Genomic DNA, 12,925 nt, shown 5'->3' on the forward strand with positions numbered 1-12,925 from the left:
TATTCCTAAGGGAAAGATTATATTCCAATTTAAGTCAGGCTGGAAAGTTAAAGGAAAATTGCACTGACACAGGATGCGATTCAGCAATATTGAAAGAAGTTGGCGCAGCATCCTCAAGCCAAATGGGTTATCATTTGTGGAAGAGTAGTTATCTGATCATTAAAATCATTTCATTGAAAGAGACAGTTCGTGTCAGACGATTTTGCGAAAAATGGCGTGCTAGCCAAGGCGATACCGGGGTTTAAGCCGCGTGAAGCTCAAAGAAAAATGTCTTCGGCAATTACAATTGCTATCGAAAATCAAAAGCAATTGGTTGTGGAAGCAGGAACAGGAACCGGCAAAACGTTTGCTTATCTGGTGCCTGCACTGCGTTCCGGTAAGAAGGTGATTGTTTCTACTGGCTCTAAGGCGTTGCAGGATCAACTCTATAATCGTGATCTTCCTACCATCGTGAATGCCCTGGGTTTCGAGGGTAATTTAGCCTTGCTGAAAGGCCGTTCAAATTACTTATGCATTGAACGCCTCGAACAACAGTCCCTCGGCCATTCTCAGTTAGATGCTGAAATACTGGCAGAAATAATCACACTGAAATCTTGGTTAACCCAAACGGAAGAAGGGGATATCAGCAATTGTCATCATGTTGCGGAAGATAGCTCCGTTTGGCCATTAGTGACGAGTACTAATGATAATTGCCTTGGGAGTGATTGCCCGAGTTACCAAGAATGTTTCGTGCTGAAAGCTCGCCGCAAGGCAATGGAAGCCGATGTGGTTATCGTCAATCACCATCTGTTTATGGCTGATATGGTTGTTAAGGATACGGGATTTGGGGAATTAATTCCGCAAGCTGATGTGGTTGTATTTGATGAGGCACACCAGCTTCCTGATATTGCCAGCCAATATTTTGGACAACAATTAAGCAGCCGACAATTACTCGATTTATCACGCGATATCATTATGGCGTATCGGGTTGAATTGCGTGATCAGGCTCAGTTGCAAAAAAGCGCCGATCGGCTTAGCCAGAGTGTGCAGGATTTCCGTTTGGCATTGGGTGAAAACAGTTATCGGGGCAATCTTCGCGAGATCTTGCAACAACAGCATGTTCAGCGGATGCTTGTGAGGCTGGATGATGCGCTGGAGCTTTGTTATGACGTGATGAAACTCTCTCTAGGGCGTTCAACCATGCTGGACGTCGCTTTTGAACGGGCGACACTCTATCGTAACCGCCTGAAACGCCTGATTGATGTCACCATTCCCAATTATAGCTATTGGTTTGAAAGCTATGGGCGGCATTTTTTATTGGCGCTGACGCCGTTGTCTGTCTCCGATAAATTCAGTGACATGATCCGCGAACAATCAGGTTGCTGGGTATTTACATCAGCAACCTTATCAGTCAATGAACAACTCAATCATTTTACTGAGCGTTTAGGTTTAAAACACGCTCAAACGCTACTATTGCCCAGTCCTTTTGATTATGAGCGCCAAATGCTGTTGTGCGTGCCACGTCATTTACCGCCACCAAATCAGAATGGAGGGGCTAAATGGTTGGCCAAGATGCTGAAGCCTCTGATTGAAAGCAATAAAGGGCGTTGCTTTTTCTTGTGTACTTCCCATCAAATGATGCGCAATTTGGCAGAGGAATTCCGGGCCAGCATGACATTGCCCGTTTTGGTGCAGGGGGAAACAAGCAAGGGGAAACTGTTATCACAATTTATTGCAGCAGGTAATGCCGTTCTGGTTGCCACCGGCAGTTTTTGGGAAGGGGTGGATGTGCGTGGTGATGCGCTATCCTGTGTAATTATTGATAAATTACCATTCACTGCCCCGGATGATCCGCTGCTTAAGGCGCGTATTGAAGATTGCCAGCTAAAAGGTGGTGATGCATTTAATGAAGTGCAGCTTCCTGATGCCGTGCTCAGCCTGAAACAAGGGGTTGGTCGTTTGATCCGTGATATTGATGATTATGGGGTTGTGGTGATTTGTGATAATCGATTGGTAATGCGCCCCTATGGTGAAGTGTTTCTCAACAGTTTGCCGCCGGCTCCCCGTACCCGTGATTTATCAAAAGCAGCAATGTTTCTGAAATCACGTCCTTCACAGTCAGAGTAAAATCATTGGGGCTATGATAGTATAGCCCTTTGTTTCGAATTCTATTCTTGCCGGAGTTAAGGCATGTCCACGCGGATTTTAGCTATTGATACTGCAACTGAAGCCTGTTCTGTTGCACTTTTGAATGATGGTGCCGTTGAGGCGCAATTTGAAATTTCCCCACGAGAGCACACTCAGCGTATTTTACCTATGGTGCAGGATGTATTGTCGAAAGGAAATATAGGCCTGCAACAGCTGGATGCATTGGCATTTGGTCGTGGCCCTGGCAGTTTTACCGGTGTGCGAATTGGGATCGGTATCGCCCAGGGGCTGGCTTTGGGGGCTGAATTGCCGATGATTGGGATCTCTTCCTTAAAAACAATGGCACAGGGTGCATTTCGTCTGAAAGGGGCAACCCAGGTGTTAGTTGCGATTGATGCGCGCATGGGCGAAGTGTATTGGGGGCAATATACCCGCAATGCTTTGGGTGAATGGCAGGGCGATGAAACAGAAGCCGTGTTGAAACCTGAACAGGCACAGGCCATGATGAACTCGTTGTCTGGTGAATGGGCAATTGCAGGGACAGGGTGGGAAGCATATCCTCAATTGCTGGATAGCCACTTAGCATTGATAACCAGCGATATCACTTTGCCTCATGCAGAGGATATGCTGCCATTGGCAGTGCAAATGTGGGAAGCAGGAGAAGCAACGGCGGTTGAGCATGCTGAGCCGGTTTACCTGCGTAATGAAGTGACATGGAAAAAACTACCGGGCCGTTGAGGTTCTTTTGCCTGACGCACTAAAAATTCATGCAACTTGTGACAGGAAGTGGTGTCCATGAAATATACGCTTCACACCTTTTAAGTTGTACGCTGTCGTAAATCGTGCGTTGTTGTAAGTTGAACGTATTGGTTGCGTTAACTTCCACCCATTTCCCGGTTGCATCGAATCACTCATGCTGCCGGGGATGCATCCCTTTGCTGCCCCTCAGTTACTTGAAAGCGAACGTTGTCGTATATAACTCTTTTAGACAGTTTCCTGCGTTGGAGGAATTATGCTCAATAGAACTCACTATCGAAGAATGTGGCAAGCGGTGATGCTGTTGGGAACGATGACACTTATAGGTTGTGTATCGGTTCCTGATGCGGTTAAAGGGACAGCCAAATCACCGGTAGAGAATTTATTTGCTGTTAAAAATACGCCTGAAATATATATCGGGCACGAAGGGCGGTTTGGCGGAAAAGTGCTCGGTGTGCTCAATGAAAAAGACCAGACCCTACTGGAAATTTCTGCTATGCCACTGGCAGCTAACGCCTCACCACGTCTAGAGTCTGCTTCTTTGGGGCGAATTTATGCCTACGTGGATCGTTTTTTAGAGCCGAGTGATTTTAAAGACCGCTATGTCACTGTTGTGGGGCCGATTATTGGTATTGAAAAAGGAAAAGTAGGCAATAGCCCGTACAATTATGTCGTGTTGAATGTCACGGGTTTCAAACGTTGGCATGAATCCCAGAGAGTTATTTTCCCATCCTCAGCAGGTGTTGATTCATGGGGATATTATGGCAATTCTTACCCTCTGGATTGGCATGGCTATTCGTCATCCCGGCCAGCATCAGTTGAAACAATATTGACTGAATAAATTTTGATTGAATAAATTGGCTGAGTAGATTTTCCCTCCATAAAATTGCAAAACATAACACCATTAGCCTCATTCCTGATGAGGCTATTTTATGTGCGGATTTTATTTTAGCCTTACTCTTAATAATTATCTTTCAATGAAGTATCATTGTTATAACCATTTGGAATAATGACGAGACTTTAAGTCAAAAATTAGTAAATAGGTGTATAATCAATGAATTATAAATTTAAGTGTCAACAAGTTATGTAATTTGTTGATTATTGGAATAAAAACACCCAGGTGGCAGAAGCTGCCTTATTTTTTGCAGTAATTAATGATAATAAAATAGTGATGTGTATCGCCAACCTGAACATTGTCGCTTTTCAAACTGGTACGCTGAGTTAATAATTTGTTAAATATATAGTTCTGGTTTTTTTATGGTCAGTGGTTACACCGCAATTAGATTTCAGGAGTATTCAACTTGGAAAAAGTCTGGCTAAAACACTATCCGGCAGATGTTCCGGCAGAAATCGATCCCGACCGTTATTCGTCGTTGATTGAAATGTTTGAAAATGCTGTGGCGCATTATGCTGATCAAGTCGCATTCATCAATATGGGCGAGGCTATGACCTTCCGCAAACTGGAAGAACGTAGCCGTGCCTTTGCTGCCTATCTACAAAATGGGCTGGGGCTGAAAAAAGGGGATCGCGTGGCATTGATGATGCCAAATTTATTGCAGTATCCCGTTGCTTTGTTTGGAATTTTGCGGGCAGGAATGATTGCAGTCAATGTCAATCCGCTCTATACCCCTCGTGAATTAGAGCATCAGCTCAATGATAGTGGAACTTCAGCCATCATTATCGTTTCTAACTTCGCGCATACCTTAGAAAAAATCGTATTTAAGACACAAGTTAAACACGTTATTCTGACTCGAATGGGAGACCAGCTTTCCCGCCCGAAAGGGACTCTGGTCGATTTCGTTGTTAAGTACGTTAAACGGCTGGTACCGAAATACCACCTGCCAGATGCCATTTCATTCCGTAGCGCTATGCAGAAAGGCTACCGGATGCAGTACATTAAGCCAGATGTAAAAAGTGAGGATCTCGCTTTTCTGCAATATACCGGCGGCACGACTGGCGTTGCAAAAGGTGCGATGCTGACTCACCGCAATATGCTGGCAAACCTTGAGCAGGCCAAAGGTAATTACTCTCCATTGATGAAACCAGGAGAAGAGTTAATAATCACGGCATTGCCGCTGTACCATATTTTTGCCTTGACGATAAATTGCCTGCTATTTATTGAATTGGGCGGGCAAAATCTGTTAATCACTAATCCCCGTGATGTAAATGGAACGCTTAAAGAAATCTCACGTTATCGCTTCACGGCGCTATCGGGGGTTAACACGCTGTTTAATGCTTGGCTGAATAATCCAGAATTCCAGAAGATCGATTTCTCTTCATTGCGCTTATCTGTTGGCGGCGGTATGGCGGTGCAAAGAGTGGTGGCTGAGAAATGGGAAGATATGACAGGCTGCCATTTGCTGGAAGGTTATGGGCTAACAGAATGTGCTCCTTTGGTTTCCGCCAATCCTCATAACTTGACACACTATAGCGGCAGTATTGGCTTTCCGGTTGCTTCGACAGACATCAAGCTGGTTGGATCTGATGGCAATGAAGTGCCTTTGGGAGAAGCTGGTGAAATGTGGGTACGTGGGCCACAGGTGATGAAAGGTTACTGGAATCGCCCTGATGCCACGGCGGAAATATTGCAAGATGGCTGGTTGGCAACCGGGGATATCGCCAGCATAGATGAGAAAGGCTTTTTCCATATTGTGGATCGGAAAAAAGACATGATTCTGGTTTCCGGTTTCAATGTCTATCCAAATGAAGTTGAAGATGTTGTTGCTTCTCACCCCAAAGTGCTGGAAGCGGCGGCAATAGGTGTTCCGAGCGAAAATTCGGGAGAGACGGTCAAAATATTTGTGGTTCGTAAAGATGTTAGTTTGACTGAGGATGAAATTAAAGCACATTGTCGCCGTTATCTGACGGGATACAAGGTGCCGAAAATCATTGAATTCCGCGATGAGTTGCCAAAGTCTAACGTGGGTAAAATTCTTCGCAAGGAATTGCGCAATGAAGAATTAGCAAAAACAGAAAAAGCAGAGAATACTGCTACAAATTAAGCACATATATCCCTATCTTTGAAATCGATAACGCCGGTTTTTCCCGGCGTTGTTATGTACAGTTCACCTCGCTCACCTCCAATATTTTCTTTATATCTCCAGCCCTGAACTCGTTAAAGTTGTGGTAAGTGGAAAGTATGTCTAATACTATAGAAACAACTATCCAAATAATGGATGTTTAGAGATTTTTATTGTTTGTACATAATCGTGTACATATACTATATTTTTAGCTTTAATGGCTGCGTAACGTAATGTATTTAAAGGATATTCAATCTTCTGGTTCTAATTATCAGTTGATTACTAACGATGCCCAATTACAGGCAATCTGTGAACAGGCAAAAAATCATGCAAGAATTGCACTCGATACCGAATTTGTACGCACACGTACGTATTACCCGCAATTGGGTTTGATCCAATTGTTTGATGGCGAAAATCTTTCTCTGATTGATCCCCTCGAAATTTCGCAATGGCAACCCTTCAAGGATCTACTGATTGATCCGAATGTACTAAAGCTCATCCATGCCGGCAGTGAAGATTTGGAAGTTTTTAGTAACAGTTTCCAATGTCTGCCTACTCCTTTGATTGATACCCAAGTATTGGCTGCATTTATTGGACATCCGATATCATGCGGCTTTGCAACTCTGGTTTGTGAATATTTGCAGGTAGAATTGGACAAAAGTGAATCTCGTACCGATTGGCTGGCTCGTCCATTGAGTGAAAAGCAATGTGAGTATGCTGCGGCAGATGTTTATTATCTATTGCCACTTGCCGATATTCTGTTGGAGAAAGCAGAGCAAGCGGGTTATCTGGATGCGGCAAAAGATGAAAGCGATTTGATTTCTGAACGACGTAAAGAAATATTGATGCCGGAATATGCTTATAAGGACATTGGCAATGCATGGCAATTGCGTCCAAGGCAATTGGCCTGTTTGAAAAAATTGGCTGGCTGGCGGTTAAATCAGGCGCGGGAACGTGATTTGGCAATCAATTTCGTGATCCGCGAAGAAAATTTATGGCAAGTTGCCCGTTATATGCCGACATCTTTGGGGGAATTGGATGCCTTGGGGCTAAGTGGGCAGGAGATCCGTTGTCATGGCCGCCGTTTGCTGGCGATGGTTGCAGAGAATCGGGATACTCCAGATGAAGAGTGCCCGGCCCAGATCATGAATCTGGTTGATTATCCGGGTTATCGTAAGGCATTTAAAGAAATAAAATCATTGATTGCCCAAGTGGGGGAAAGTCATCAGTTTAGCGCAGAATTGCTGGCATCACGCAGGCAAATCAACCAATTGCTTTCGTGGCATTGGAAACTGAAATCACTGGAAAATCAACCGGAACTACTCAGGGGTTGGCGTGGGAAGTTGTTGGCTGAACCCATTACTGAAATTTTGGCAGTCTATTAAAGAAAGCCGCCTTAAGAACATGAGTGGCATGATTAGTTAATCATGAACTGGATAGGACAGAATAAATCGGGATGCTAAAGCATCCCGATTTATTATCCCTGAAAAATCACAGCCTTAAATTAAATAGCACAATTTGATGCCGTTATTTTGGCGATTCCTCAACCTCAGGTAATGTTACATTAAGTTCCAGTACAGAGATATCGTCATTTTTTTGCTCAAACTGTACAGAAAGCATATCGGGATGAATTTGTACATACTTACAAATCACAGCCAAAATATCCCGTTTCATTTCTGGCAAATAAGCAGGCTCGGAGTCACCACGGCGCCGCTCTGCCACGATGATTTGCAGCCGCTCCTTGGCAATATTGGCTGTCGGTTTTTTTCTCGACAGGAAGAAATCTAACAAAGCCATGCGTTACCCCCCAAACAGGCGTTTTAAAAAGCCCTTTTTCTCTTCTTCGATGAAACGGAAAGGCCGTTCTTCACCGAGTAAACGTGCGATAGTATCTTCGTATGCTTTACCCGCATCAGATTCCTTATCCAGAATAACGGGTTCCCCTTGGTTGGATGAACGGAGAACAGATTGATCTTCCGGAATAACACCAATTAAAGGAATGCACAGAATTTCCAGTACATCTTCCATGCTAAGCATATCGCCACGGTTCACGCGTCCTGGATTATAACGCGTCAGCAGAAGATGCTCTTTGATAGGATCTTCGCTCTGTTCTGCACGGCGAGATTTAGACGCCAGAATACCTAAGATACGATCAGAATCACGGACAGACGAAACTTCCGGGTTTGTTGTAATAATTGCTTCATCGGCAAAGTAGAGTGCCATTAATGCACCGCTCTCAATTCCTGCCGGTGAATCACAAATAATAAAATCAAACCCTTGCTGAGTTAATTCATTCAGAATAAGCTCAACACCCTCACGGGTGAGGGCATCTTTATCACGAGTTTGAGATGCAGGCAGAATATAGAGATTCTCTGTGCGTTTATCTTTGATCAGTGCTTGATTCAAGGTGGCATCACCTTGAATCACGTTCACGAAGTCAAAGACCACTCGGCGTTCACAGCCCATGATTAAATCGAGGTTCCGCAGGCCGATATCAAAATCGATAACTACAGTTTTTTTTCCTCTTTGGGCGAGACCGGTAGCAATGGCCGCGCTTGAAGTGGTTTTGCCAACGCCACCTTTACCAGATGTAACAACAATAATGCGTGCCATGAAGCGATTCCTTGTTATAAGGGCTAGACTAAGGTTTCAATAGTTAATTCATTGTTCACCAGGCGTAATTTTGCGGATTTACCGACAAAATTTTCTGGGATCTGTTCGCTGAGCCAATATTGACCCGCAATAGAGGTCAGTTCAGCATTTAAATGGGTGCAGAAAATCTGGCTTTCTCTATCACCAGATGCGCCTGCCAATACTCGTCCGCGTAGCACACCATAAATATGAATATTTCCATCAGCGATTAATTCTGCACCAGCGCTAACATTATTTGTCACAATAAGGTCACTGTCTGGTGCATAAATTCTTTGTCCTGAACGAACAGGCGTATTAATTATACGAGTTTTTTTGAAAATAGGTTCAGTTGGTTTATTTTCTTGAGTGGTTGTTTTAAGACGTTTTCCTTCTTTCAATAAAGGAAGCTCAGAATTTAAAACAATTTTTCGTTGTTCTTCATTTTGACAACCGCTGATACCAACAACTCGTAATCCGACGGATTCAATCGCCCGGTGAAGTGCAAGAAGATCTGCCTCAATAGGAAGCGCAGATATATTGATAACGACTGGTGCATTCTTCAAAAACTCGGGTGCCTGTTCCATTTTCTCCTGTATGGCTCGGTGGATGATTTCCGGCTGATCATCATACAGATGAACGACCGAAAGCGTAAAATTACTGCCTTTTAGCTCAATTGGCGACTGTGACATCGATATTCTGACTCAGCAAGGTTAAGTTTCCCAAGATAGTTTTAAATCATTTCCGAGAATCAGTCTCAGGAAGACGATATTCTTAAATATAATAAGCATGTTATAGTTAGTGAATTATTCAAGCAAGTCGCAGAGTTAATTTAAAAGAGTTTATGACAATGATTTGTGTAATCTACCGAAGCCCAAAACGTGACCAAACATATCTTTATATTGAGAAAAAAGATGATTTTTCACGCATTCCAGAAGAATTATTAAAAACTTTTGGCAAGCCACAGTATTCAATGATGATTTCATTATCGGATAGAAAAAAATTAGCCAATGCAGATATTGAAAAAGTAAAGGCTGCATTGAATGAGCAAGGATTTTACTTGCAAGTGCCGCCGCCTGTAGAAAATTTAATCGATGAACATTTGGCGTCAATCAAATAATAAATGTTGGTTGGCAATTGCTTGATCCTAAGTTGAGGGCTGGTTTATGAAATTAATCACTCAAGTGACCTTATTGGCAGCAACTCTGCTGGCAGGTTGCAGTACATCAAGTAGCAACCAGATGTACAGTCCATCTGAGCAAGCCAGGCAAGCACAAATAGACACCAACATACTGGAACAGCTCTTTCCCCTGAAATCTCGTGATCCGGCGCAATTTCCTGCTTATGTCGCTTTACTGAAGCAGCAAGCTCAGACGCAAGGTTTCAGTGAAAAAACGTTGGATCGCGCATTTTACGATATCCATTTTATTCCACGCGTAATCAAGGCTGACCGTAACCAACCAGAGAAAAAGGTGACTTTGGATGATTACTTAAACCGTGTCTTGCCCGCATGGAGAATCAAGCAAGGCGTTACGCAATATCAAAACCATCTCCCGCAATTAGAAAAAATCAGCAATCGATACGGTGTCCCAAAAGCCTATATTGTTGCCTTGTGGGGCTTGGAAAGCGGGTTTGGCAAAATTCAAGGAAAAGAAAATGTCATATCAGCCTTGTCCACGCTGGCCTTTGAAGGGCGACGGGAAGCGTTTTTCATCAAGCAGGTATTGGCTGCGTTAGAAATAATGGAAAACCAATATATTGATGAAAACCAAACGCTGCAAGGCTCTTGGGCTGGAGCCATGGGGCAAAGCCAATTCATGCCGACATCTTATTTAACTTATGGTGCAGATGGTGACGGCGATGGAAAAATTGATATTTGGCAAAATAAGGAAGATGTATTCGCCTCAACAGCCAACTACTTATCTAAGGAAGGCTGGCAAAAAGGGTTGCCGTGGGGGTATGCAATTTCATTGCCTGAGGGTTTTGATACTGCTTTAGAAGGTGTTAAAACTGAACAAGGAAAAACCTTGACCCAATGGCAGGCTTTGGGGGTTTCATCGCCGCATTTTGCAAACTTGCCTGCCAATACTAAAGGCTGGATTGTGATCCCTGATGATTCAGAGGGACGGGCATTTTGGGTAACGCAAAACTTCCGTACTATCATGCACTGGAATCGCTCTTACTATTTTGCGCTCAGTGTTGGTATGATGGCGGACGGGATCACACAAGGTGTTCATTCCCTTGCCCAGTGACAATCAAGGCTCAATGAAAATCAAATTTTGAAGCTATAATAGCGGTAAATTCGTGAATTGGACTCAGTGTATTGAAATCGTCGGGGGAGAATATTATGTATCAGCATCGGGATTGGCAGGGCGCACTGTTGGAATTTCCTGCCAATAAAGTTGTTTGTGTTGGCAGCAATTACGCCAAGCACATGAAAGAAATGGGCTCTCAATCTACCGAAGAGCCGGTAATATTCATCAAACCTGAAACGGCACTGTGTGATCTCAGCCAGCCGGTTTCAATCCCACAAGGATTGGGTTCAGTGCACCATGAAATTGAATTGGCCGTCTTGATTGGTTCCTCCCTCAAGAATGCCAATGAAGATCGCGTCAGCAAGGCTATTGCGGGTTTTGCGGTCGCGCTGGATTTGACACTTCGTGATTTGCAGCGAGAATTTAAACAATCGGGGCAACCATGGGAAAAAAGCAAGGCATTTGACGGGTCATGCCCGATATCGGGCTTTATTCCTGTTCATGCTTTTGGGGATCCCCAAAATGCTCAATTGTCTTTAACAGTTAATGGCGAATTGCGGCAAAACGGCAATACGAGTGACATGCGAACGCCTATCATTCCATTGATTAGCTATATGTCACGTTTTTTTACCCTGCGTGCAGGCGATATCGTCTTAACGGGCACACCTGAAGGCGTAGGGGCACTACAATCTGGTGATTTACTAAACATCGCTCTTAATGAGCATATTTTGATAACCAGAGTGATTTAACCATGAGGAATGACAGAAATTATGTCTCAACCTTTCTGGCAGGTAAAAACCCTGGAACAAATGACAGATCAAGAGTGGGAAGCACTGTGTGATGGCTGTGGTCAATGTTGCCTGCATAAATTGATGGACGAAGACACAGATGAAATTTATTTCACCAATGTTGCCTGCAATCAATTGAATATTAAAACCTGCCAGTGCAAGAATTACGAAGATCGCTTCAGTTACGAGCCGGATTGCATCAAATTAACCCGTGATAATATGTTCACTTTTGAATGGTTGCCACAAACCTGTGCCTATCGTTTGATTGGTGAAGGGAAAAAGCTGTTGCCGTGGCATCCATTAGTCAGTGGTTCAAAATCAGCCATGCATGCGGAACGCATTTCAGTCAGACATATTGCGGTGCGTGAAGAAGATGTCGTGGAGTGGGAAGATCACATTTTAAATAAGCCAGAGTAGCTATATTACTAATTGATATAAAAGGGATTTTATATCATGTGTATGTTTGGGGATATTTTCCCAAACTCATGCGCAAATTTCAGCGTATCTCATGCTCGTGTTGATTACTCATATTCATAAATTTCGCCTTTGTGTTGCTGGCGATATATAGTGGTTCGTCATTAAAGGTCGCATCCGCCCGAACGAATTACTCACTTTCATCTTCTTATTTATTGCTAATGCCAGTGGGCTTTTTCCTGCCTGTGGCGTTCCGAGGAAATTAATTATTGTTTTAATTTGAAGTTATATTAGAATCAGTTAAGTAATATAAATGGAAAAGGCCTACCAATATGGATAAATGGTTTTGTACTAAATGTGGGAAAAAGGAAATACCTCAAGACACAGAATATTGCGAAGAATGTGCAGAGGATTCATTTAAGAAAATTGGAGGGTGGCTTTATCTGCCCGCTATAGGTTTAATATTCTCAGTGATCTTCATCATATTTCAAATTGTGGTGGCTGTTCATACAATACCCAGAGTTTCATATTACTCTACATTGCAGAATACAGTCATATTTACTCTCGTTGCAAATATAATATTATTGTTATTAACTATTTATACGGCCATTCAATTTTTTAATAAATTAAAAAAAGCCCCTCGTCTTTATATATTATTGCGCCTGTTGAATATTGTTTTTCAAATTATTACTGTTTATTTGATTGTTGATGGATTGGGGGAGTCAATGACTTATAGCCTTATGGCACCTGTTCTACAACAGGGCATTACAGCTGCTATATGGATACCTTATTTTATGGTGTCAGTGAGAGTTAGGAAAACCTTTGTGAATTAGCTATTCCGATACAACTCTCTGCAACTTCAGAATCTGAGTGAGTTTATTTTAACTGAAAACCACCTCCCCCGTGGAGAGGTGGTTAGTGTGAATAATAGTAACTT

The 12,925-nt window shown here is 43.1% G+C and carries 13 protein-coding genes; 10 read left to right on the forward strand and 3 right to left on the reverse strand.

Translation table 11 applies throughout. The features are described 5' to 3' along the window. Positions 1-189 precede the first annotated feature (189 nt). The 5 genes from yoaA to rnd all read left to right on the forward strand — a co-directional run bounded on the left by yoaA (position 190) and on the right by rnd (position 7,288). Positions 190-2,106: a DNA repair helicase YoaA gene (gene yoaA, locus BM100_RS05110; RefSeq protein ID WP_092508591.1), complete on the forward strand. Its 1,917-nt coding sequence runs from the start codon at positions 190-192 to the stop codon at positions 2,104-2,106. Positions 2,107-2,169: 63 nt separating this feature from the next. Then, complete coding sequence (gene tsaB, locus BM100_RS05115) at positions 2,170-2,865, forward strand: tRNA (adenosine(37)-N6)-threonylcarbamoyltransferase complex dimerization subunit type 1 TsaB (protein ID WP_092508593.1); 696 nt, start codon at positions 2,170-2,172, stop codon at positions 2,863-2,865. A 274-nt stretch (positions 2,866-3,139) separates the two neighbouring features. After that, a complete protein-coding gene (locus BM100_RS05120) occupies positions 3,140-3,724 on the forward strand; it encodes a Slp family lipoprotein (protein ID WP_092508595.1) in 585 nt (194 codons plus the stop codon). Between the two features lie 460 nt (positions 3,725-4,184). Continuing rightward, the gene (gene fadD, locus BM100_RS05125; protein ID WP_092508597.1) at positions 4,185-5,885 is read left to right on the forward strand and encodes a long-chain-fatty-acid--CoA ligase FadD; all 1,701 of its coding nucleotides are present in this window, start codon (positions 4,185-4,187) and stop codon (positions 5,883-5,885) included. A 251-nt stretch (positions 5,886-6,136) separates the two neighbouring features. Continuing rightward, positions 6,137-7,288, forward strand: coding sequence for a ribonuclease D (rnd, locus tag BM100_RS05130; protein WP_092508599.1), 1,152 nt, complete (start codon positions 6,137-6,139; stop codon positions 7,286-7,288). Positions 7,289-7,430: 142 nt separating this feature from the next. On the opposite strand, the gene minE is transcribed toward rnd, so the two are convergent. From minE to minC, 3 genes are read right to left on the reverse strand one after another with little or no spacing between them, the layout of a single operon-like run. Continuing rightward, positions 7,431-7,700, reverse strand: coding sequence for a cell division topological specificity factor MinE (gene minE / locus BM100_RS05135; RefSeq protein WP_092508601.1), 270 nt, complete (start codon positions 7,698-7,700; stop codon positions 7,431-7,433). Between the two features lie 3 nt (positions 7,701-7,703). After that, positions 7,704-8,516 carry a septum site-determining protein MinD gene (gene minD, locus BM100_RS05140; RefSeq protein ID WP_092508603.1) on the reverse strand — a complete coding sequence of 271 codons (813 nt, stop codon included), beginning with the start codon at positions 8,514-8,516 and terminating at the stop codon, positions 7,704-7,706. A gap of 23 nt (positions 8,517-8,539) precedes the next feature. Then, positions 8,540-9,223, reverse strand: coding sequence for a septum site-determining protein MinC (gene minC, locus BM100_RS05145; protein WP_092508605.1), 684 nt, complete (start codon positions 9,221-9,223; stop codon positions 8,540-8,542). Between the two features lie 158 nt (positions 9,224-9,381). On the opposite strand from minC, the gene BM100_RS05150 reads away from it, so the two are divergent. The 5 genes from BM100_RS05150 (at position 9,382) to BM100_RS05170 (ending at position 12,821) form a co-directional block, all read left to right on the forward strand. Then, entirely contained in the window at positions 9,382-9,651 is a 270-nt protein-coding gene (locus tag BM100_RS05150) for a YcgL domain-containing protein (RefSeq protein WP_092508607.1), read from the forward strand. 46 nt (positions 9,652-9,697) lie between these two features. Next, positions 9,698-10,783 (forward strand): lytic murein transglycosylase, encoded by a 1,086-nt coding sequence (locus BM100_RS05155; RefSeq protein ID WP_092508609.1) that lies wholly within the window; start codon positions 9,698-9,700, stop codon positions 10,781-10,783. A 95-nt stretch (positions 10,784-10,878) separates the two neighbouring features. Then, entirely contained in the window at positions 10,879-11,535 is a 657-nt protein-coding gene (locus BM100_RS05160) for a fumarylacetoacetate hydrolase family protein (protein WP_092508611.1), read from the forward strand. 18 nt (positions 11,536-11,553) lie between these two features. Further along, positions 11,554-11,991 carry a YcgN family cysteine cluster protein gene (locus tag BM100_RS05165; protein WP_211284486.1) on the forward strand — a complete coding sequence of 146 codons (438 nt, stop codon included), beginning with the start codon at positions 11,554-11,556 and terminating at the stop codon, positions 11,989-11,991. Between the two features lie 329 nt (positions 11,992-12,320). Next, positions 12,321-12,821 carry a DUF2569 family protein gene (locus tag BM100_RS05170; protein WP_092508615.1) on the forward strand — a complete coding sequence of 167 codons (501 nt, stop codon included), beginning with the start codon at positions 12,321-12,323 and terminating at the stop codon, positions 12,819-12,821. Positions 12,822-12,925: the final 104 nt, after the last annotated feature.

The sequence above is a fragment of the Xenorhabdus mauleonii genome (assembly GCF_900113945.1).
Classification (GTDB): domain Bacteria; phylum Pseudomonadota; class Gammaproteobacteria; order Enterobacterales; family Enterobacteriaceae; genus Xenorhabdus; species Xenorhabdus mauleonii.